Here is a 20,906-nt window from a genome sequence, read left to right as displayed (position 1 = left end):
CACTTATCTTAGCGGGTGTCGTCAGGATCCGCGTGATAAAAACGGAATCCAATAAACCGGAATGCAGTCTGTTTTCCCGTCTGCCATAAAGTCCTTTGTGTAGGCGAGAATGCGTCGGCCAATGCGGCTTGAAAATTTCTTACAGAATTCATCAAGAGATGTGTGCGACTTGTAGTTCGACGACTTGACCTCTATGGGGCAAATTTTGCTCTTCTCCGATATGATGAAATCGACCTCGTAATTACTGTTCGTATTCTCCTTGGGCCATGCGTAGTAATAGAGTTCGTGGCCTGCGGCACGCAGCATTTGTGCAACCATGTTTTCGTAAATGTATCCCAGATTCGCACTGGTCTTGTCTGACAGCAGTTTCTCGTAGATGATGTTGTCCGTAAAGTCCTTGTCCTTGAAGGCGAGAGTCACAAAAAGCCCCGTATCGGCGGTGAACATCTTGTAGAAATTGATGTTCTTGTTCATGGCTAGGCCTGTATTTGGGTCATTTGCATGATAGGCGAGTGCGATGGTAGAAGAATCACTCATGTTCGCGACAATTTCTTCAACGCGGTCTGCCTTGGTGCCCGGCAGCACAGAACCGACCTGATAACGCTTGGCGTTGCCGGTAAGTTGTGCGGGGATTGCGTCGAACAGGCTTGCGGCACGACCGCTTGGGTCAATCTTGGAAAAGTCGTCTTCGTAAAGTTCTATGATTTCGCGCTTGACCGAATCGACCATCTTGAAACTGTTCGACCGGATATATTCGTGAACCGCCTGCGGCATGCCGCCCACAAGCATATACAGCCGAAAGTCCCGCATCAGTTTTCTGTGCACCCCGTTACCGAGAGGGATTCTTTTGGCGACGGCCTCTCTGAGCAGATTGGCGGTGGCCTTGTCGCCCAGAGCCCATCGGAATTCCTCGTAATCTAGAGGGAAAAGTTCCATTCGAGTTTCTTCACTCGGAATGACGATGTTTTCCACATTCTTCTTGATGGATATGAGCGAGCCTGTTTCTATGTAGTCGTAGCGGTGGTCCTTGACAAGATGCTTGATGGCCTGCCTTGCCTTGGGACACAGCTGAATCTCGTCAAAAACGATGCAGGACTTGCGTTCTTCCAGTTCTACCTGGTAGGCAATTTTGAGCCGCAAAAAAATGTAGTCCAGATTTGAAAGGTCGTCGAAAAGGGCCATGATTTCCGAGGAAACCTTCGAAAAATCAATGAGTATATACGACTTGTATTCCTGTTTCGCAAATTGCTCTACAATCGTTGATTTGCCGACACGTCGGGCGCCCTTTATCATGAGGGCTGTTGAACCGTCACGCTCATTTTTCCATTGGAGCATTTTATTATAGAGCTTTCGTTCAAAAATGGGGGCTTTTTTCGTCATTTTTTCACCTCTCTACGGCAAATATAACCTATTTTGCCCAAAATCACAAGTTTTATTTTAACTAAAATGCCAAAAATCACTACTTTTTATTGTGTATTTTTGCCCAAAATCACTAATTTTATAGTCTCCTATGTGACCATCACTGAAGATGCTTGACCCAAAGCCCACACATTCCCGGCCATTTTCCCTTCTCCGCCTGTTCCGGCAGGGCGTTTTATCTATATTCCCCATCAAATGCTCTCCATCCTTAAGTACATCGCCCTGATCGGCACGTTCTTCATTTACACCACGTCGGGGGTGTTCTCGAAGCTTGCGTCGCAGCGGGAGTTTCTCTCGCCGGGGTACATCGCGTTCCTGGGCTGCACGGTGGGTGTGCTGGGGAATGGGACGTGAGTCTGGCGTACATGTTCAAGGGCACGGGCGTGGTGTTCGGGCTACTGCTCGCGCATTATGTGTTTGGCGAGGCAATCACCACGACGAATATCGTCGGGGCGGCAATCATCTACAGTCGGTAAGGATTCCTTACTTTCGCCAAATCCAGCATTTCCTTAGCGCAGTCAATAGCCTGCGACAAAGTTACCCCTCTGGCAAACGGGTTCTTGGCAACGAATCTTCTCCAAAAAACACCTTGCATTGAATCCGCTTTAATACTTTCCAGAATCTGCGGATATTCTTTCAAAATTTCAAAAGTATTCCGCCGGCGAGAAGTCGCTTCAAGAGCAATCCTTAGCGTTTCAAAGTTTACTTCTTCTTTCTTCAACGCGTAAAGCGTATACACGTCGTAGAAATCCCTAGTTCGCGTATTAGCCACACCCCTCGAAATAATCGTATCAAGTTTTTCTGCAAAAACATTTTCTAGAGGATAAGCTATAATCGGAATCATCTTATCATCAAACACACATTTATACATGTATTCTATTTCATGGGGAATTATCGTATCTCCCGTCGTAAGATCGACAGTCAACGGAACATTCATCTTTCCATAACGGCATTCAATAAACACCCTAAGCCCAAGATAATCATCCTTTTCCCGAATCTCCTCAATCCGCACGAACGAGAAAGTCAGCTGATCGGCAATATCTACGCCGCAAATTTCCCTGAAAGCAGAGCCAACGTTTTCATAGCTGACGCTAAAACCCTTTATGGTCGCATCGATGTCCATCGTAGAGCGGCTCCCTACTCCAAGAATAGAAGCAATCAAGAACCCGCCCTTAATAATGAAATGATTGCGAAACCGAGAAGCGGCAATCCTATCCAACAAGCGTTCAAGGCAATACATTTGCAAGGTCGCCTGTGGCGTTATTCCATACTTCGCAGACAAATCCTTCACCAACGCCTTTAGCTGCATCTCGTTATTCGCAATCACAGCAGCACCTCTAAATACGCCCTGAGTTTTTTTTCTACATGAAAAATCTTTGCAAGTTGCATCAGTTTCGGAATATTCTTTTCTTTACGGCCGACGTACGTTTTAATTGCATAGGTTATTGTCTGAATATCGGCAGCGACCTTGGCCGTCATGATTTCGCACAAGGTCCTTTCGGCAGAATAGGCACGCACAACATTACCTAAGGGCGTATTGACTTCTACAATTTCAAGAGGATAAAGATTCTTCGATGAATGCTTTACTACAATTCCATTTTCTGCTAGAGTGGGCGAATGGTAGAACCCCTTAAAAGTCATCGTCCACACAAACGGAGCGCGTTCCATCAAGGAATGCAGGAACAAAGCCGTCTCGCACGAGAAGACGCCTGTCGGGCAACGATGCTGTAAATTTAGGAGTTCATCTTCCTGGGTCGTAGCTAACTGATACACCCCTCGCGCAACCCTTACGATTTTCCCAGCATCGGTAAGCTGTTTCAGGAACATTCTGTGAATACCCGCAAGAGAAGCCTCTTTCGCTGTAATCCGCCCTCCCTTTTCCGAGAGAAGGTCCATCAGTTTTTTCTCTTTACTATTAACAACCATACTAATAAATATACAAGATATTAGTATGATTGTCAATACCTAAAATGGGAAAATACACCACCTCGGGGGCTTTCTCGAAGCTTGCGTCGCAGCGGGTATAGGCACGGGCACCGCTATTGCCTAAACAGCCCCATTGAATGTATATTTAGAAAAAAAGAGATTTTGATTCAATGACAAGAATAGCCGATCTTAAGAAACTTCGCGAAAGCGAAGACCGTGTTGAATTCAAGGCCGCAAGGCATAATTATCCGTTTGCCGGAGGGAAGAACGCGGATCCTAAAGAACGTCGGAGATGTGTTCTGGGCTATATAGTTGCCCTCGCAAACGAAAAAGGCGGGAAACTCGTACTTGGAATGGCCGACCAATATCCGCACGGAGTCGTCGGTTCAGATTTCGCAGAAGGCGATACCGGCAATCTAGAAGACGAAATATACACCCGGCTCGGAATCCGCGTAAAGACCGAAGAATTGCATGAAAACAACTTGCGCGTACTCGTCATCCATATTCCGTCACGCCCTATTGGCCGCCTGCTGAAATTTGAAGGCGTCGCCCTTATGCGCGTCGGCGAAAGTTTGCGTGAAATGTCGGATACCGAAATGTTTTCTATCCTTTCTGAACAGGAACCCGATTTTTCCGCCAAAATTTGTGAAGGCCTGAAAATCAAGGACCTGGACAAAGCCGCAATAAACATCTTAAAACAAAAATACTCTGCAAAGCAAGAGAATCCACTGTTTCTGACACTGTCAACGACTCAGCTACTGTCGGACTTGGATTTGATGCATGGCAACAAGAGTACCTATGCGGCCCTAATTCTTCTCGGGAACAGAGAAACCATTCGTAAATATCTACCACAAAATAGAATCACGGTGGAATTCAGGACCATCCCAACAGCCATTGAATACTCCGCACGCAAGGAATTTCAGGAGGCCCTGTTTGCAGAAATCGACCACATTTGGGAATATATAAATCAGCCCGCAAGCAACCCGCTCCAGCATTATCAAGATGGGCCCTACATATACGATGTCCCCTCGTATAACGAGAAAAGCATCCGCGAAGCCCTCCTGAATGCAATTTGCCACCGGTCCTACTTAATCCACAGCGATGTCGTTGTAAGGCAAAGTCCGGATTATCTCGAAATCACCAATGCAGGCGGCTTTCCTATCGGGGTCGACTTAGACAATATACTCACAACCAACAGCGTCCCCCGAAATAAGCTCCTATGCGAAGTATTGCAAAAGACAGGGCTTATCGAACGATCCGGTCAGGGCGTCGACAAGATGTTCTACCAAAGCATTGTTGACGGCAAGGCACTTCCCAGTTACGCAAATACCGATGCATTCCAGGTCAGCATCAAATTCTTTGCGCCCATAAAGAGCGTCGCTTTCCTGAAATACATCACCAAACTACAGCCAACGCTCAAAAACAAGAAAGCCCTATCTGTACAAGAGCTTATCACGCTCCAAAAGATTTGTCTAGGCAATAACGACGGATGTGCGAATGCAGTCCTTGATTCATTATATAAAAAAGGGCTGCTGCAAAAGCTCGGTGCAGCATATTCACCTAATACGGATTTCATTGCCTTGCAAAATGCGACAACTGATAAAATTGACGACATCAGTTCAATAGTCAACGACCCTAACTATATTGAGCAGAATTCCAAAACTAGGGGTAAAACTAGGGGTAAAACTAGGGGTAAAATACTGGATTATCTCCGCCAGCACCCCGAAGCAATCTTAACGGATTTGGCAAAGGAACTTCAAATATCCTATAAAGGCGTAGAATGGCATTTCACACGGATGAAAAAAGAAGGCCTAATTAAGCACATCGGCCCCAATAATGGCGGTCACTGGGAAGTGGTATCGGAAAACAACAAATGATTTTATGCTCGCGCACTTTGTGTTTGGCGAGACCATCACCACGACGAACATAGTCGGGGCGGCAACCCTATTGACTTATCTTCTATTCTTTTCTTTGACTTGCCGGTCTATTGACCTTGCGAATGCGAGAACCTTCTCGATATAGTCCTTCACATCCTGCTCTTTGATTGGAATCTTTTCTGCAGAATTCGGCCGACGGTCAGACTGATGCGCAATCTGATTTCTGCGACGATAAAGTCCATCAATAAATGATTTTTGCTTGGAATCAGCCTTGAGTCCAACTATACCCAAATTCGCCTGCATATACTCGAATCCGAGGAAACAGTTTTCCCGGTTTACCGTGTCAATTTCCTCACCAAGCAATGATTCTGCATTTTCGGGATTTCTGTACAATTTCAGCATTACTGGGAACGAAACCTTAAACTTCTTGCTTTTATCCGTTTCAGGCCACTCTCCATTGAAAATCTTCAATAGACCATATTTAACTAGTTCATGAATATAAAAATCCAATGCGCTTTCGAGAAAGACAACCTGACTGCGCCATATTTCCTCTGCTGACCGAAGATTGGTTTTAAGTTCATTCTGCGCAAGACTATACTTGTCCTTTACATCCTTCAAGTTTTCATCAAAATGCTTCCGAACATCGCTTACCTTTATCGGCAAGCGAACCATTCTTTTGGGACGGACATTTTCAATCCGGGAAGATTCATCCACAAAGCGCCGCATTATCACTTCTCCCGGAAATTACTGTTCAACATAGGAATTGCGCCGTACCGCCCAAGAATATACCCCTTCTTGATGTTTTCATCCTTACGAACGTTCTTGAGTTCCGCAAGCGAATACAAATCCGTCGACCGCGTTTTAGGATTCATTTCTGTAAACCAAACCTGATCACGACGAACCTCGTTCAAATCCAATAAATCGGAGTCATGGGTTGCAGTAATAAGTTGGCTTTTCGAATCCTTATTCCGACAAAAACGTTTGATTATTTCAGCAACAATCGAAGGATGTAAATGCGCTTCAATTTCATCACAAATAAGCACTCTATTATTTGTAAGAGCGTCCATCATAGGACACACAAATTGAAATAATTTTTTGACACCCGAAGATTCTTCCCTATAATCCACCTCAAAATTTTTGTATACCAACTTTAACTCATACCCAATTGAGCTCTGCATCATTTGTGGCGTTGTTGTTATTGAAACAGCATCATCAACTAATACTTGTTGCCCTTCTTTAATTTTTACATCAACCAAATCGCAGCCTATGTTCCTCATAAATCCGAGAAACTCTGCCTTCATCTGAGGGCTATTCTTAAGCTGGTGCATTGAATAGTTAAACAAGGATTCGCTTTCTCTAAAAAAAACAAGATTTTCCAAAAAGAACATAAAAGCCGCAGAAACCTGAGGAATGTCAGTCTCATTTGCCGCACATGAGAGAAGCAACTTATTGGGTTTCATACGCCCCCTGCAATTATCGCCGGCCTTCTTAAAAGAATCGGCAAATTGATAGTCCATAAGTGACGTTCTCTCAAAAATCACCGCCCTCTTTACTCCTGGCCAATAATGAAGATATTCATCCACGATGCCATCTTTGTTATAGCTAAATCCATATGAATACTTCACACCATTCTTTTCAAAAACTACCGAAAACGAAGTCGGAGCCTTCTGCTTAGAAAGCTTATGTGGATACCTCAAAATCGAAAAACCCGGCTGAACGGTATTACTAGTCAGCACAATCCTATACATAAGCAACAGAGCGTCCAGCAGGGACGTCTTGCCAGATCCATTTGCCCCATACACTTCCGCCACCCGCAAATAACGCCCCTTACCAAAAGATATGAGAGAATCTTTGATGCAATCATCCTTAGATGCGGCCATGGAAAAAACGACGGGATCCTTAATGGATCGATAATTCGAACAGGTAAACTGAATAAGCATAATTCGCCTTCTGAGTTTAATTTTCAAGGTAAATATAACCTATTTTTGTCAAAAAAGCAAATATTTTTATCAAATTTGTGATTTTTCTGCAAATATTCACATTATTTTATAAAAATTCAAAGATTTCTGTTTGCAAAATAGATTATCCAACATGCCTAAAAAATACATAAATCGGCAGGCTTGGCCTGCCGATTCCTTTTTGCTGTCTTACTCCCTGACCCAGCGGTACATTCGGGTGAACGCCTCCTTTTTCGTTTCGTACCGACGGCACGGGTCTTCTTCTATGGCGGCTTTCAGTAGCCATCCGGCGCTTTTGGCCGTCATCTTGAACGCATCACTCCGGCCTCGATAGGCTTTGAACAGGTCCTGCATCGGCGTCCCGTTCCAGTCGAAGTTCTCGCCACCCATCAAATCCCGTAAGGAGAACCACTTGCAGGCCGCGACTTTATCGTGACAGCGGATGGCACCTTGAAGGTAATTCTTGATTTCTTGAGCTTGCGACTCAGAAATGGAATGGATTTTTCTGATTTTGCCTTTTGAAATAAGCATAATTGCTCCTTGTTTAACGTTTGACCGTCAAAAGATACATAGCCACTTTGAAAAATCCAAATCTAAAACGGGAACATTCCCGACCAAAGTTTACATTCGCCAGCATCATTACACGTCGTTTTTATGCGAAATTCAACGATTATTTTTTCGCCCATATATGCAAGGGGTTAACCGCCGTTCAAGGGTGAATTCAGGGGTAAAAAATTGTTTTGTAAAAAAGTTCCCATTTCTTATTGAACTATAAAGAAATCCTCTATAGTTACGCCCTTGGAGCATTTCGACCCCATAAAACGGTAAAATCGAATAAAAATGGCTTTATTTGGTGCTGTATTATCTATATTCCCCATCAGATGCTCACGGTCCTTAAATACATCGCCCTGATTGGCACGTTCTTCATTTACACCACCTCGGGGGTGTTCTCGAAGCTTGCGTCGCAGCGGGAGTTCCTCTCGCTGGGGTACATCGCGTTCCTCGCCTGCACGGTGGGCGTGCTAGGAATCTATGCGGTGCTGTGGCAGCAGATTATCAAGCGGATGGACGTGAGCCTGGCCTACATGTTCAAGGGCACGGGCGTGGTGTTCGGGCTACTGCTCGCGCACTATGTGTTTGGCGAGGCTATCACCACGACGAATATCGTCGGGGCGGCAATCATCATCTGCGGCATTACGCTGTACGCGAGGCCATGATGTTCTACGCGCTCGCACTATTCAACGTCTTTGTCGCGGCGGTGGCCCAGATGCTCCTGAAAAAAGCCGCCATCACGCCGCACAAGTCCATCGTCAGGGAATACCTGAACCCGTGGGTTATTGGCGGGTACTCGCTGATGGTTTTCTCGCTGGTATCGAATGTGTATGTGCTGAGCCAGGGCGTGCTGCTCAAGGAACTCGGCACCATTGAGGCGGCCAGTTACCTGTTCGTGCCAGCCCTGGCATTCGTCTGTTTCAAGGAAAAAATCAACCTGCGCAAAGTTGCGGCAATCGCGCTTATCTTAGCGGGCGTTGTCGTGTTCTTTTGGGAGTGAAACTCTCATTAAACAGCCGACACAGCCCTGCTCATGCTCTCAATCAGATCGTAACCGTCCCACACAAGGTTGAAATCTGCAGTTTTGCCAACAGGGACGATTCGATCAATACCGCTTAAGCCGTTTTGCACCACAAAGTTTTGCAACTCAGCGGCATCGCCCCCTAAGTAAGAGAGCGTCTGGAATTTACGGGTCACAACAGGAACAATGTCGGTAAGATTATCCGTGTCATATTCCAGATAAAAGCCGCCTGCACAAGTATATTCGTTCAGATTCTGCGGAAGAGTTTTAAGCAAAACTCGCGTAATTAGATTATCTTGTGACTGTTCAATTTTCACAGCATCAAGTTCTACGGCACACTTATACTGCGCAGTGAGCTTATCCACAGAGAGTATCGGAGCAAGGCTGTATCTTGACGAAATATTTTCGTGGATAACGTTCCAGAATTTTTCTTTAGCCACGCTACACAAATCATTATCGCCAAGCCAGACAATAAGTCGCGGAGACGAACAAGCGTTTTGATCGTAAAGGTAGGTATCGTTATAAAAAGCCTGCGTAACTTTTTTCATCTCGTCATCATTCAACGACACCACATATTTCGCATCAAATACAGCAAACGAATAGCGGTCAGCAAAGGTAATTTCTGTTGCTCGCGGCTGTAATGGAGATTTGCGAATTTCGGCAATTGTATTATCACCACCCCAAATGACACGGATATCACAAATAGACGAGAAGAAATCCATCACCTTAACAGAATGATTAAACATCACCACAGAAAAGATATTCTTCAAATCTTCATATTCCGGCATTTCAGCAACACTGCAGAAAGCCTTGCATACAATCCGCGTCTGGGCGAAATCCTTCGACGAAGCTCGGACAATGCAACGGTTGCCTGCAAGCAAACCGGCGACAAGCGTATATGCAAAATTTATAGGCACATTGGACGGAGCAATATGAAACGTCACTCCGCGGCCCAGCCGTCCTTGAAGCCTGCCGTCATAAGCCTTTTTCATTTGCTCCACATTCGCCTTGCGGCAGAAGAAAGCAAACGTGACAACATCGGGATAGGCTTTCGCCTCGTTATCGACAAGAAGTTTTCTAGAAACTTCATTTAAAAAAGCGCATACCAAGTTATCGAACGGAGCGAACGATTTGTGATTCGCGACGCCTTCAACATTTTCTGCTGAAGGGAACAGGAACTTCACCTCATTTTGGACGGCACTAAACTCTTGTTGCATTTGCTGCCTCCGCTGCATAGGTATCGCTGCATCCCCTGATTTCAGCCTTCGCGATTCGGCCATTTATCTTGAAGTATTTTCCTTTGCGACCACACGGGCAATCATCTTCGCCAAGCACAACGCCGACATCCTCTGTCAGCAACGCATGACCAGGATAACTTTCCGGTAAAACGGACACGACTTCAATCAAGCCTTCTTCGCCAAAATCGCATTCCGAAAAATCTCCTGGCCTACGGCAAATGATATCCGAAAAAACACTCGTGTGCAGATGATTACATTCGCATTCCACATAAATAGAACCCGTCTGTTCTACCATGCCGTAGTAGTCGTGAATGTTCTCCGGCATAATACCACAAACATCGTGGAGAGCCTTCTTAAAATCGACAGGGCAGACAGCCTCATTCACCAGTTTCTTCCAGCCGCCGCCATGAATAAGGACTCCCTTGGACAAATCAAGTTTGAAGCCCCGTTTTTTCAGTTCCTTGTAGAAATGTTGCCAAATCATGAAGGTGAACCCGAACAAGAATATCGTCTCGCCTTGGTGCTTTTCTAAGAAAGCCTTTATCGCGTCAATATTCAAGTTCATTTCGTCGTCAAGAGCATAAAGACGATCCGTGCCAAACATTGAAAAACCTAATATGCCAGCACCGCGGGCGGAGAACATCGCACGATTCTTGATTACCGCAGATGTATCAAGGATTAGCATTGGCACACGCTGTTTGCCAAGGAATGACGAAACGATTTTTGTCAGGACCTTGGATTGCGTTGCCGAGGTAGCCTTATCAAGGAAAATCTTTGAAACCTTCTGCCCTGTGGTTCCGGAACTCGTTAAAGTCTTAACAACAGATTCCGCAGGCACGGATGTTAGTTCATATTCCTTGAATAACCGCACAGGCAAAAAAGGGATTTGCCTGTAACCCCAATTACCGCTCACATCAAAAGAAATCGCGTCTAGGATTTTCTTGTATTCAGCGCAATTCGCATAATGTTGGCGGGTCAAGTCGGCCAGATGCTTTGTCAGAAACGCTCGCTTTTCGTCTTTCGAAAGCGAATACGGCGGTATATTCAGTTCGTCATCCGTAAGCATCTACGCACCCTCCGGCAAGTCCTTATAAAGGACTTTCCCCGATTCGTTTCTTGGAATGGCGTTTATAAAACAGACTTTGAATGCCGACGCGTGGAGCTTCAATTTATCCGTCAGGAACGGCAACACTGCATCTTTTATTTTTTCGTCAGTCACGAACACGGACATTTTGTCATCAACGCCGGCACAGGCAAAATCGCAATTCGGAAATTCCGTTTTCAAAAGACGTTCCGTTTCGTCAAGGTTCACACGGTTTCCGAAAATTTTGAGGAAACGCTTTTTTCGACCGACAATGTAATAGTATCCATCCTTGTCGAACTTGGCCATGTCACCCGTTTCTAGCTTGCCATTGCGTTCGTCGCCTTTTGCCAGGTCTTCGCCACATTCGGCGTAACCCATGGTCACGTTGTCGCCATAATAGACAAGTTCACCAGGTGTTTCGGGTTCCGCAATCTCAGCACCATTTTCACCAAGCAGCGCAAAACGGCCTCCGGGGATTGCAATGCCGATGCTCCCACATTTCTCAAGAGACGTTTCTGCAGGGAGATACGACATTCTTGCCGTGGCTTCGGTTTGCCCATACATCACGATAAACTTTTTACCCGCACCAGCAGCCCACTTGGCAAACTTTTCATGCAATGCAGGAGAAAGTTTACCCCCTGCTTGCGTGACGCACCTTAGCGCAGGCAAGTTCATGCGTTCAAAACGCAGCCGGTTCAGCATTTCAAAAGTGTAAGGAACTCCGCCGAAATTTGTCGCCTCAAAATCTTTCAGCTGTTGCCAGAATTCTTTTTGCATCAAAGCCTTGTCCGTGAGGACAATCGACGCCCCTGCAGCCAAATGGGTATTGATGATGGAAATCCCATAAGTGTAGTTCATCGGGAGCGTTGTAATCGTGCGTTCCGACTCATCCAGAGAAAGGTACTCTACGATAGACTTTGTATTCGATTCAATGTTTTTATAGCTCTGGCGAACAAGTTTTGGGCTACCCGTTGAACCGCTAGTCGTGAGCAACAACGCAAGATCATTATGCAACGGATAAACACATTCATATTTCGTTTTCAGCAAGGCGTATCCCAAATTCTGATATACGCATTTGCAGTCTGAGTACAGCTCTACCATATCAGTTGGCGCATGGATATAATCGGGCTTATACTTCTCGATAAGTTCACGCAAAAGGTCTGCATCCAAGTCGACCTTGAGCATCAGCGGGACGATGCCTGCGTTCAGAAAGCCAACATAGCCAACGAACGAACCAAGTTCGTTTTTGCAAAGGTTGAACACCAAACAACGATGCGGAATGCTTCGAGTCAAATCAGCACAATACTTGCCTAAAGCAGAGTAAGAAACTTTATCTCCGCTTTCGGTTATGACGGCAGTATTGTCCGCAAATTTATCGAAGTTCCACATGGGTCAAACCCAATGACAATCAATCCATCTGGACATTGTATTTCTTGAGAATTTCAATACCTTTCGTGTAAGAACTGAAATCAATGATGTCATCGGTATCCATCATGATGTCAAAGGCTTCTTCAAGGCTCGCAATAAGCCCCATATGACCAACAGAATCCCATTCGGGGATGGCTTGGTATTCGAGCCCGTCAACAGCCTTTTCAGCAGGGATTCCGAGTCCTTCAACAAAGGCGTTTTTATACTTTTCAAGATTTGTCATAACAATTCTCCATGTTGGCTATTTAAACATCAAAAATACTTTTAGTAACAAATTCAATATTCATTGAATCGCCTACGGTCTTTTTAAAATCCTTAAACATATCTAGAATTTCTTTGTTCAACTTGTCGCTGTTTCCCTCAGGATTTACTGTCGGAAGCGATGAATCTGCGTATGTTTCGTTGTAATGTTCTCTAAATTCGTCAAAACCAGCGACAGCAACATCCTTTACATTAAGGACGCTCATCAAACGTAGGCAGTCTATTACGGCATTGTCAAAATAATCCCAGCCACGTTTGACAACTCTATTGAAGTTGACCACAAAATTCTTTTCATCATGCGTCGCGGCAATATTAGACAAAAGAATCTTTTTCATATTCCCAAATTGCTCCGGATAGATACTTTTGGAATAATCGTATCTGCTATTCGAGATAAGGAATAAATAATCAGCATCATATTCTGGATTGATTGCATTAACCTCAATGACAACAGGATTCTTAGCCTTAATATATCCCTTTATCTTATAACTTTCAGTAAGCGTTGATTTTCCAGGAGCGATAAGAAGAACCTTTCTACCCTGAAGAGCATGGCTTAAGGCGTCAATCGTTTCTTTATCATCAACAATTTTATTCTGATTCTCTATATACTTTTCTTCGAGTAAATCGTAATCATATTTTATGCGGTCCTGAGGATTCAAAGACTTAATAATTTCATTCATATCTTTTGCATTTGTTCTGTGATTTTTCAAAAGATACGCAATGTTGTTCACATGGCAACAACACATGCCAGAAATGAAATACGGTGTTGAATACCCCCAACTATAATTTTCCTTGAAATACCCCATATACAGGTCAATCGCATCAAGAATTTGATCCATTTCGTAGCCGCAATCATACTTTCTGTTAAGAAAGCTAGCCGCTAGTTCAGTTGTTGTATTGCCCGCCCCGCGGCCCATGCCGCACAAGCTTGCATCCACAACCACATCACGTTCAGAATACTGCAACCTGTTCACAAAATACTGAGTAAGGGCAAATGACAATTGCTGATTGTTATGTGAATGGAATCCCAATTTTATACGAGGATCAAGAGTCTCATCAAGTTTTTCAATGATACGGTCCAAATCTTCTTCGTACATTGCACCGAATGTATCGACAATGGATAGAGCCTCGGCATCAATGCTGTTGACACATTCCGCCAATTCTACAAGTTCTTCATCGGTGTAAGCCAATGTATTTGCAGCTTGGAAAAATACTTTGTAACCCTTTGCAAGAATCTGGCGACCGACTTCGATTCCTTCCTTGGCCTTTCCCCGAGGGAAAACCACTCTGATGGCATCTAAGATGCTATTATCATTCTGAGGTAAGTAGTTGAGATCATACCTGTCCCAGTCAATCATGGCAACAAATATAGACTTTTCGCTTTTTTTGTTGACGTATCTGGAAATGTCTTCTGGAACATGGAAAAAAGTCGTGCCAATTTTATGTTCCGTATTCTTTAACCATCCGCACTCAATAATCTCAATATTGGCTTTCTGCAGTTTGTCAATAATTCCCTTGATTGCGGAAGTTCCAAACTTCGCATCAACAATATAAGCTCCATCTCTAAGAGTACAATCCAGCAGTTGCATTTTCAAAACCTACACATTGTGTTTTACGAACACATGATTGATGTTCCTTACAGTATATCCGTTAGCAAGCAAGGCTTTGCATTGATTCACATTATTAGACGACACATTGGTAGAAACAAATTTCCCACCTAGCGACTTTACAATTTCCTGTTCCTTCTGGACCATGCCGAGACCAGTCTTTCTGAATTTTTCGTATCCACCACCAAGCACAGAATGATAGACAATTCTATCCTTTGTGGTAAGAATGATAAAACCTGCTGGTTCACCTTTATACGACATCACGTAAGGAATTGCACCGTTATTCAGCATGGATTTAATCCAGTTCTTATATCTCCTTGCGGAGAGTTCTGGCGAAAAGTGCGGGTCATTGGAGATTCTATCGCTAGAAAACATTCCCTTGTCAATTTCTGAATACAATACTTCAATATCAGATGCATTCATTTCCCTATAGTCCAGGGAATCATATAACCTTTGAAGGATTCTATTCCTTTTCACTTCATGAAGGTCATGTTCGACTTCAATCATTTCTTCAACAAACCTGTAGCCCATATCCTGAACAAGGTTTGTAATATCGAACTGACTCGCCGGAATTTTGACAACGATATACTGGTCATTGAGTGCCGCCAATTCTGTTTTCACAGCATTAACAGAATCGTTCAAATCAACAATCACCTCCTTGGACGTCACCCCAAGGTTCTCTTTTTCCCAGAAAGTATCAATAATCTGCATAATGGACCTTCCTATATTAAAACGATTATTCTGGAATTGCCCACAAAATGGTATGATACCCGCCTCTAAGATAGAATTTATAATTTATTCCTAAACTATCTATATAAAGCGGGATATCAACCAAATCATTTTTTCTATGATACAAACAAATTGCCAAATATGGATGGAATTTTATTATTGTGTTTAAAGCACCTTTCAATGCGGGCAATTCAGAACCTTCAATGTCCATCTTTATATAAAGCGTGCCATTTACCTGAAATGGGATATCATCTATTTTTCTGATATCCAAAGAATCTATTGCACCTTGAGGATCATCAGTAAATCGTCCACCCTCCTTATCATTATTCGCCGGTATATGGAAATACAATTTTTTATTTTCATCTCCCACACCAAATTCAAGCACATTAAACGATTTACAAATTGTATTAAATTCGCAATTTGCTTTCATTTTCTCAACATTTTCAGCAAGCGGTTCCAACGCATAATAATCAACATTCTTTTGTGGAATTGCATTAACAATAGAAACAACACTATCACCAATATACGCACCGCAATCAATAACTGTAGCACAATTATCATTCACAACCTGCGAAAAACTATAAGTATTCCAATAATCTTCGGTATAATAGTACATGTCCTTTATGGACTCATAAGGTATCAATTCATACGAATCGGAAACACTCTCATAAGGTTTACTTTTTATTAGAAGATCAAAATGAGTCAATGATTCTTTATCATTTAACAGATTCCGAACTTTCGTGTATTTTTCGTCAGTAAATGGCACACGTTCTTCCGCAGCTAATTCATCATCTACCATAAAAAAACGTAGTGACGAATATGGATTAGCAACAAACAACCTATCTGAAATGTACGGATACGCCTTTAGCAAATTATTCACTATTTTAAAAACAGCAAAATGTCCTATTGCAACAACAATAGCAACATTAACATTATTTAGCTCTTTTGAATATTCTCTAACATTTTTTATTCTGTGATTTTTAAAAGATGAGACCGCTCTTTTGTCATCATCGAACAAATCAAAAACACCTATAAGTTTTTTTTCAGCACAATCAATCTGATTATACAGTCTTTCGGCCATCACACCACCACCAAAGAACAAAAATCTTTCGTAGCAGTTGATATCATTTTTTTTCATATTTAACCATCCTTCCGAATTTGTCCCTTTTTTAGTTGAAAATCCAGGTCTCCAACTGGTGTAAATCTAGGCTATTAGCGCTTCATTGTCAAGTAATTTCATGCTCTTTTCCCGAAGTTTTTCGACAAGTTCGGGGATTTCCGCATAGCCGTCCAACCGTCTCCAGTTCTTTTCGCGGTGGAGGACCTCAGCGGCCATCCAGCGTTTGAACATTCCAATGTCCCTGTAGCGCTTCACGTTCTTCTCGATGGCGTCGAGACCGTTGAAGGTGGACTCGATTATGTTGGTCGTTATGAGCGACTTGCGCAGGAGCGCGGGGATGCCCAGCCGGTGGACCGTAAGCAGCCTCTCGCCGCCCTCGGAAAGCGATTTGGCGGCACTCGTGTTTATGCCTTCGAGCCACTCGTGGACCTTGAGAAGTTCCCTTCTCGCGTCCTCGTAGCCCACCATCCCGATGGCGTTGTTGTAGCGCCTGTCGAACTCGGCCCGGTACATCTCGGGCAGATGGGACTCGACGTTGCGCCTCTTGTGGATCACGCAGCGCTGGTGCTTGAGGTCCTTGCCGAAGCGGTCCTTGAGGGCGCGGTTGAGGCCCGTCCCGCCGTCGGTCACGAAGATGATGTCGGGGTGCAGGGCGAGGCCCCTGCTCTCCATGTCGGAAAGGAACGAACGGCACATTTCGGTGTTTTCCGAACTGCCCTGCCAGAGGCCAAGCACGCGCTTGTAGCCTTCCGCGTCAACGCCTATGGCGGCCATCACGACCTCGCCGCAGCGATGCATTGCGTCCATGAAGACGGCAACCGCCTCGAAGTCCTCCAGCCTGCGCTCGTTCAGTTCCTTCAGTTTCCTTGTGCATGCGGCAACGACCTTGCGCGACACCGACGACTTGCTTACGCCGAACGCCTCCCCGGCAGTCGAGAACACATCCTCGTAACGCCTCCCGGACAGGCCTGAGAGGCATGCGTGCAGCAGGTGCTCGGAGAACGCGTCGGGGTCTTTCAGACGGGCGTAGATACGCGATTTGACCTCGCCGTTTTCGTCCCTGAGCCTGGGTACGCGCACCTTCGCCTTGCCACCCGCGATGTACACGGAACCACCCTGGCTGGACCACTTCTTGAAGCCCTTCCTGGGGTGGTATGCTGCACCGCCGAGCTGTTCCCTTTCGGCCAGGAGTATCGCCTCCACGAGCCTTGCGCCCATCTCCCTCGACAGCGCGTCAAGGCAGCTTTTCCCCTGTTCGGCAAGGTCGGCCAGAACCACCCCGACACTGGTCGAAATGTCGATTTCTTCGCGGCGGACGATTGACAGTTTGGGGGTTCTTTTTGTACTTTTCATCATGGTGGTTATCCTCTTGCTTGGTGTTTTTTTGCTGAACCAAATTTACAAGTTGGAGACCACCTTTTTCTTTTTGGTTGCAGAAATTTCAACTAACTTTGGGGCATCTTCCCTTCCTTGCAAACTCTTTAACAACATATTGTGGTGAATTATTTATACAAATATAAATTCGACCAATATATTCTCCCATCAACCCAAGCATTATTAAAACCATGCCCCCAATAACAAGCATTATTGATATTATAGAACTCCATCCCGCTTCCATCATCGGAGTAATAAAAAGCTTTCGAATGACGGTTACCATGGCGTAAACAAAGCCTAAAGCTGCTAGAAAAAAACCACAATATGTACCAAGCTTTAGAGGCTTTATCGAAAATGCAGTAAAACCATTCAACCAAAGTGCAAGCAATTTATTTATTGAATATCCAGATTGTCCCTCAATCCGATTTCTGTGTTCTATATCCACGACACCGATGTTTCTTGTGGAACGCAACACCAGCCCCGATAAAAATGGATAAGCGTTTTTGTATTTTACCATTTCGTCAATAAGATATCTCTTAGCGACAAAATAGCTGCTACCCTTTCTTTTTTCACCTTTAATGTCAAATAAATAATCCGTTACTTTTTTTGTAAAATCGGATCCTAGCCGTCTAAACCAACTTTGGCGAGTTTCGGGATACTGAGCATATACAATATCATACCCCCTATCTAACTCATCTATTAATTTAAACACATCGCAAGCAGGAGTTTGACCATCATCATCAAGAGAAACGACTATATCGCCACCTACATTATTGTACCCAGCCATAAGTGCAGAATGCTGCCCAAAGTTTTTTGACAAATTTATCCCTACAACATTGTCATCAGTTTTCACACGTTCACTTATAACATCCCATACATTATCCGGAGAACCGTCATTTACCAAAATTATTTCATAATCATATTCAGGTCTTTGAGAGACTGTATTTTCAATTTCATCAACAACTGTCATCACAGTGTTTTCAGACCTGTAACACGGAATAACAAAAGAAAGTTTTCTGTTCATTATTCAATCTCCTACTATTAAACCGGAGTTCCGCGGCTTGTTTCAAGCGGTTCAACAATCATTTCCTTGAAGAACAAATCTCTATCAATATACGGAGCTTGGTCTTCAATTGGTCTAAAGCCAAATTTTCTCTTTCCGTAGGTGACTAATCCGTTATGCAGGTCAACCTGTTCAGGGTCACACATAACTTCGCATATCACGGGCTTATTATCAGCAGTCACTTCGTCAAGACCAGATGCAATTTCACCGTAGTTATTAATTTTCACATACTTTATACCGAAAGCAGCAGCAAGTTTTCCATAATCAGGCAAGTCAAGACCGTTAGACGGATCGGTCCCAATGGATTTGCCTCTAAAATGAGCCTTTTGACCGTGGCGAACGCCCGAATACCCATTGTTATTGATGATAATAATCTTTATATTGCACCGATTTCTGACTATGGTCTGCAATTCTTGAAGGTTCATCATGATAGAGCCGTCTCCATTTACGGAGAAAACCATATCATTCGTCAAGAATGAAACGCCAATAGCCCCAGGAAGAGAATAACCCATTTCGCCCTGTGCGAGTGAGGCTACAGCTCTATTATTCTTTCCAAGTTTGCAGCTTCCACTAGTAACCGCTCCCGTAAGGCCCGCATCCGAAGTGACAACAGAATATTCGTCAAATCTTTCAGACATTCTGTTCAAGAAATACTTGATATCTATAGGATTCGACTTGTCTAAATCCGCAGGATACAGCGGGAAGACTTCTTTCCAATGTTTACACTTTTCAATCCAAGCGCCATAAGTCTTGGATATATTTTTCGCCAAGAGTGCTTCTAAGAAATCCTTTGCATCGCCATGGATAAATTTATCAATATGAATGCCCTTCTTTGAGTGTTCCACCGCATCGACATCCACAACAATAGTCTTTGCGGCTCTAGCAAACTGGTCCCGTTCCGGCCCAGTCACCTCGATAGCAAGTCGGCAGCCAATAGAAATCACAAGGTCTGCGTTTTGGACCGTAAAATTCGCATATCTATTAGCACCGCCAGCACCAACAACTCCAAAGTTGAGTTCATTTTCGTACGCGACGGTGTCATATGCGAACCTAGAGAAAACGGCAGGAATCTTAAATTTATCAATCAGTTGATTTAATTCTTGGACACCGTCCGCATATCTCACGCCTTGCCCTATTAAGAACACTGGCCGTTCTGCCTTTTCTATGGATTCTACAACATCATTTATGTCGCTTTCTTTTATTTCGAATTTGACTTCATTCGGTGTGTATCGTTCCAACTTTTCTTCATTAATCATTGAATTTTGAATGTTAAGCGGAACGTCTATCCAAACAGGGCCTTTTCTACCCTCTTTTGCAAGATACAGAGCCTTGTCCATGTGGTATGCGATTTCTTCGGCATTAGAAATTGTAACCACGTATTTGGTAATCGGCTTTACGATAGTCTCTATGTCGGCCTCTTGAATGCCAACTTGCCTTAACGGAAGTCCGGAAGCCTTAACAGTCTGATCATACGATTGTTGGCCAGAAACAACAATCATCGGGATGCTGTCTTGCCATGCATGCAAAACGCCCGTAAGCGTATTCGTGCCTGCACATCCTGTGGTGACGAGACAAGCTCCCAAATTGTTGTTATAGAGAGAATAAGACAAAGCCGCCATAGCAACAGCCTGCTCATGGTGCATTCCCACGCCCTGAAGAGACTCACTTCTTCTAAGAGCGTCCATAAGATACACGCACTGTCCACCTGGGACATAGAACAGGTGCTTCACGCCTTCGTCGGCGATACGCTTTAATATGTAATCAGCAACTCGAATCATACTCATTCAGTTTTTTAAATATTTTCATCAATTAGAAACAAAACCTTGTAATCACCCATTTTAGCGGAGCTTCCTGTTATTGTAAAGACTTTATTCGTTTCGTCATACGCATAATTTTCTTTTGTAGCCAAAAAACCTAAATGATGCGTATCACTTGTTATGCTCTTTCCTTCATCCATTTCAATTTTGCCATAATCGAACGATGTCAAATGAACTCTTACCACTAGTTGTTCTCGTTCCTCAAATCCATTGTGTTGGTAAATGACATATGGAGAGAATTTTAGAATAACGCCTTTTGATTTTCTTACTTTCTCCACATCCTCCTTTAGGCTACTTATGGCTTGTGCGTTTCTTATTTCTTTATCCATTTCAAGTTCCTTCATGAATCAGTATACAAATACCTGACAAATCATCTTAATCCACCATCAACTCTAAGTACCGAATTTGTCCCTTTTTTAGTTGAAAATCCAGGTC

At 43.9% G+C, this 20,906-nt stretch carries 22 protein-coding genes; 5 read left to right on the top strand and 17 right to left on the bottom strand.

Annotated elements, in window-relative coordinates; translation table 11 throughout:
- Positions 1-21: 21 nt before the first annotated feature.
- On the bottom strand, positions 22-1,380 hold the full coding sequence (locus CRO08_RS00200; RefSeq protein ID WP_097034586.1) for an ATP-binding protein: 1,359 nt from the start codon (positions 1,378-1,380) through the stop codon (positions 22-24).
- A 234-nt stretch (positions 1,381-1,614) separates the two neighbouring features.
- Here CRO08_RS00200 and CRO08_RS16850 point away from each other — a divergent pair, with 234 nt between their 5' ends.
- Positions 1,615-1,773, top strand: coding sequence for a hypothetical protein (locus CRO08_RS16850; RefSeq protein ID WP_176495003.1), 159 nt, complete (start codon positions 1,615-1,617; stop codon positions 1,771-1,773).
- Positions 1,770-1,895: a hypothetical protein gene (locus tag CRO08_RS17195; protein ID WP_255252169.1), complete on the top strand. Its 126-nt coding sequence runs from the start codon at positions 1,770-1,772 to the stop codon at positions 1,893-1,895. The genes CRO08_RS16850 and CRO08_RS17195 overlap by 4 nt, the downstream gene beginning before the upstream one ends.
- Here CRO08_RS17195 and CRO08_RS00195 read toward each other — a convergent pair.
- Positions 1,883-2,746, bottom strand: coding sequence for a nucleotidyl transferase AbiEii/AbiGii toxin family protein (locus CRO08_RS00195; RefSeq protein ID WP_097034585.1), 864 nt, complete (start codon positions 2,744-2,746; stop codon positions 1,883-1,885). The two genes, CRO08_RS17195 and CRO08_RS00195, sit on opposite strands and share 13 nt — an antisense overlap.
- Entirely contained in the window at positions 2,743-3,345 is a 603-nt protein-coding gene (locus tag CRO08_RS00190; RefSeq protein ID WP_097034584.1) for a type IV toxin-antitoxin system AbiEi family antitoxin domain-containing protein, read from the bottom strand. The genes CRO08_RS00195 and CRO08_RS00190 overlap by 4 nt, the downstream gene beginning before the upstream one ends.
- A gap of 170 nt (positions 3,346-3,515) precedes the next feature.
- On the opposite strand from CRO08_RS00190, the gene CRO08_RS00185 reads away from it, so the two are divergent.
- A complete protein-coding gene (locus CRO08_RS00185; RefSeq protein WP_097034583.1) occupies positions 3,516-5,222 on the top strand; it encodes an ATP-binding protein in 1,707 nt (568 codons plus the stop codon).
- A 75-nt stretch (positions 5,223-5,297) separates the two neighbouring features.
- On the opposite strand, the gene CRO08_RS00180 is transcribed toward CRO08_RS00185, so the two are convergent.
- The 3 genes from CRO08_RS00180 to CRO08_RS00170 form a co-directional block, all read right to left on the bottom strand.
- Positions 5,298-5,936: a HEPN domain-containing protein gene (locus CRO08_RS00180; protein ID WP_141398166.1), complete on the bottom strand. Its 639-nt coding sequence runs from the start codon at positions 5,934-5,936 to the stop codon at positions 5,298-5,300.
- 14 nt (positions 5,937-5,950) lie between these two features.
- On the bottom strand, positions 5,951-7,162 hold the full coding sequence (locus CRO08_RS00175; protein ID WP_097034581.1) for an ATP/GTP-binding protein: 1,212 nt from the start codon (positions 7,160-7,162) through the stop codon (positions 5,951-5,953).
- A gap of 207 nt (positions 7,163-7,369) precedes the next feature.
- Positions 7,370-7,711: a hypothetical protein gene (locus CRO08_RS00170; RefSeq protein ID WP_097034580.1), complete on the bottom strand. Its 342-nt coding sequence runs from the start codon at positions 7,709-7,711 to the stop codon at positions 7,370-7,372.
- A gap of 350 nt (positions 7,712-8,061) precedes the next feature.
- Here CRO08_RS00170 and CRO08_RS00165 point away from each other — a divergent pair, with 350 nt between their 5' ends.
- Together CRO08_RS00165 and CRO08_RS00160 are read left to right on the top strand one after the other, a co-directional pair.
- Positions 8,062-8,397 (top strand): EamA family transporter, encoded by a 336-nt coding sequence (locus CRO08_RS00165; protein ID WP_097034579.1) that lies wholly within the window; start codon positions 8,062-8,064, stop codon positions 8,395-8,397.
- Entirely contained in the window at positions 8,394-8,732 is a 339-nt protein-coding gene (locus CRO08_RS00160; protein ID WP_072809356.1) for a hypothetical protein, read from the top strand. Before CRO08_RS00165 ends, CRO08_RS00160 begins: the two co-directional genes overlap by 4 nt.
- A gap of 8 nt (positions 8,733-8,740) precedes the next feature.
- Here the strand turns inward: CRO08_RS00160 and CRO08_RS00155 are convergent, their stop codons facing one another.
- The 11 genes from CRO08_RS00155 to CRO08_RS00105 form a co-directional block, all read right to left on the bottom strand.
- Complete coding sequence (locus CRO08_RS00155) at positions 8,741-9,970, bottom strand: acyl-CoA reductase (RefSeq protein WP_176495002.1); 1,230 nt, start codon at positions 9,968-9,970, stop codon at positions 8,741-8,743.
- The gene (locus tag CRO08_RS00150; protein WP_097034576.1) at positions 9,954-11,057 is read right to left on the bottom strand and encodes an acyl-protein synthetase; all 1,104 of its coding nucleotides are present in this window, start codon (positions 11,055-11,057) and stop codon (positions 9,954-9,956) included. Before CRO08_RS00150 ends, CRO08_RS00155 begins: the two co-directional genes overlap by 17 nt.
- On the bottom strand, positions 11,058-12,464 hold the full coding sequence (locus CRO08_RS00145; protein WP_097034575.1) for an AMP-binding protein: 1,407 nt from the start codon (positions 12,462-12,464) through the stop codon (positions 11,058-11,060).
- 19 nt (positions 12,465-12,483) lie between these two features.
- Positions 12,484-12,726, bottom strand: coding sequence for an acyl carrier protein (locus CRO08_RS00140; RefSeq protein ID WP_097034574.1), 243 nt, complete (start codon positions 12,724-12,726; stop codon positions 12,484-12,486).
- A gap of 22 nt (positions 12,727-12,748) precedes the next feature.
- Positions 12,749-14,350 (bottom strand): aldolase catalytic domain-containing protein, encoded by a 1,602-nt coding sequence (locus CRO08_RS00135; protein WP_097034573.1) that lies wholly within the window; start codon positions 14,348-14,350, stop codon positions 12,749-12,751.
- A gap of 9 nt (positions 14,351-14,359) precedes the next feature.
- Positions 14,360-15,079 carry a GNAT family N-acetyltransferase gene (locus CRO08_RS00130; protein ID WP_097034572.1) on the bottom strand — a complete coding sequence of 240 codons (720 nt, stop codon included), beginning with the start codon at positions 15,077-15,079 and terminating at the stop codon, positions 14,360-14,362.
- A gap of 25 nt (positions 15,080-15,104) precedes the next feature.
- Complete coding sequence (locus CRO08_RS00125; protein WP_097034571.1) at positions 15,105-16,235, bottom strand: FkbM family methyltransferase; 1,131 nt, start codon at positions 16,233-16,235, stop codon at positions 15,105-15,107.
- 66 nt (positions 16,236-16,301) lie between these two features.
- Positions 16,302-17,573: an IS256 family transposase gene (locus tag CRO08_RS00120; RefSeq protein ID WP_097034567.1), complete on the bottom strand. Its 1,272-nt coding sequence runs from the start codon at positions 17,571-17,573 to the stop codon at positions 16,302-16,304.
- 85 nt (positions 17,574-17,658) lie between these two features.
- Complete coding sequence (locus tag CRO08_RS00115) at positions 17,659-18,615, bottom strand: glycosyltransferase family 2 protein (protein ID WP_097034570.1); 957 nt, start codon at positions 18,613-18,615, stop codon at positions 17,659-17,661.
- Between the two features lie 17 nt (positions 18,616-18,632).
- Positions 18,633-20,432: a thiamine pyrophosphate-binding protein gene (locus CRO08_RS00110; RefSeq protein ID WP_176495001.1), complete on the bottom strand. Its 1,800-nt coding sequence runs from the start codon at positions 20,430-20,432 to the stop codon at positions 18,633-18,635.
- A 14-nt stretch (positions 20,433-20,446) separates the two neighbouring features.
- On the bottom strand, positions 20,447-20,800 hold the full coding sequence (locus CRO08_RS00105) for a hypothetical protein (RefSeq protein WP_141398165.1): 354 nt from the start codon (positions 20,798-20,800) through the stop codon (positions 20,447-20,449).
- Positions 20,801-20,906: the final 106 nt, after the last annotated feature.

It is taken from the genome of Fibrobacter sp. UWT3 (genome assembly GCF_900230125.1).
Taxonomy (GTDB): Bacteria; Fibrobacterota; Fibrobacteria; order Fibrobacterales; family Fibrobacteraceae; genus Fibrobacter.
The sequence above is the reverse complement of the archived record's forward strand: the minus strand, read 5'-3'. Positions and strand labels throughout refer to the sequence as shown.

Bases quoted from the DNA above. Each gene is read 5' to 3' on its own strand.
- CRO08_RS00200 (WP_097034586.1), bottom strand. From the start codon at position 1,380: ATGACGAAAAAAGCCCCCATTTTTGAACGAAAGCTCTATAATAAAATG.
- CRO08_RS16850 (WP_176495003.1), top strand. From the start codon at position 1,615: ATGCTCTCCATCCTTAAGTACATCGCCCTGATCGGCACGTTCTTCATT.
- CRO08_RS00190 (WP_097034584.1), bottom strand. From the start codon at position 3,345: ATGGTTGTTAATAGTAAAGAGAAAAAACTGATGGACCTTCTCTCGGAA.
- CRO08_RS00185 (WP_097034583.1), top strand. From the start codon at position 3,516: ATGACAAGAATAGCCGATCTTAAGAAACTTCGCGAAAGCGAAGACCGT.
- CRO08_RS00175 (WP_097034581.1), bottom strand. From the start codon at position 7,162: ATGCTTATTCAGTTTACCTGTTCGAATTATCGATCCATTAAGGATCCC.
- CRO08_RS00170 (WP_097034580.1), bottom strand. From the start codon at position 7,711: ATGCTTATTTCAAAAGGCAAAATCAGAAAAATCCATTCCATTTCTGAG.
- CRO08_RS00165 (WP_097034579.1), top strand. From the start codon at position 8,062: ATGCTCACGGTCCTTAAATACATCGCCCTGATTGGCACGTTCTTCATT.
- CRO08_RS00160 (WP_072809356.1), top strand. From the start codon at position 8,394: ATGATGTTCTACGCGCTCGCACTATTCAACGTCTTTGTCGCGGCGGTG.
- CRO08_RS00155 (WP_176495002.1), bottom strand. From the start codon at position 9,970: ATGCAACAAGAGTTTAGTGCCGTCCAAAATGAGGTGAAGTTCCTGTTC.
- CRO08_RS00150 (WP_097034576.1), bottom strand. From the start codon at position 11,057: ATGCTTACGGATGACGAACTGAATATACCGCCGTATTCGCTTTCGAAA.
- CRO08_RS00145 (WP_097034575.1), bottom strand. From the start codon at position 12,464: ATGTGGAACTTCGATAAATTTGCGGACAATACTGCCGTCATAACCGAA.
- CRO08_RS00140 (WP_097034574.1), bottom strand. From the start codon at position 12,726: ATGACAAATCTTGAAAAGTATAAAAACGCCTTTGTTGAAGGACTCGGA.
- CRO08_RS00135 (WP_097034573.1), bottom strand. From the start codon at position 14,350: ATGCAACTGCTGGATTGTACTCTTAGAGATGGAGCTTATATTGTTGAT.
- CRO08_RS00130 (WP_097034572.1), bottom strand. From the start codon at position 15,079: ATGCAGATTATTGATACTTTCTGGGAAAAAGAGAACCTTGGGGTGACG.
- CRO08_RS00125 (WP_097034571.1), bottom strand. From the start codon at position 16,235: ATGAAAAAAAATGATATCAACTGCTACGAAAGATTTTTGTTCTTTGGT.
- CRO08_RS00120 (WP_097034567.1), bottom strand. From the start codon at position 17,573: ATGATGAAAAGTACAAAAAGAACCCCCAAACTGTCAATCGTCCGCCGC.
- CRO08_RS00115 (WP_097034570.1), bottom strand. From the start codon at position 18,615: ATGAACAGAAAACTTTCTTTTGTTATTCCGTGTTACAGGTCTGAAAAC.
- CRO08_RS00110 (WP_176495001.1), bottom strand. From the start codon at position 20,432: ATGATTCGAGTTGCTGATTACATATTAAAGCGTATCGCCGACGAAGGC.
- CRO08_RS00105 (WP_141398165.1), bottom strand. From the start codon at position 20,800: ATGGATAAAGAAATAAGAAACGCACAAGCCATAAGTAGCCTAAAGGAG.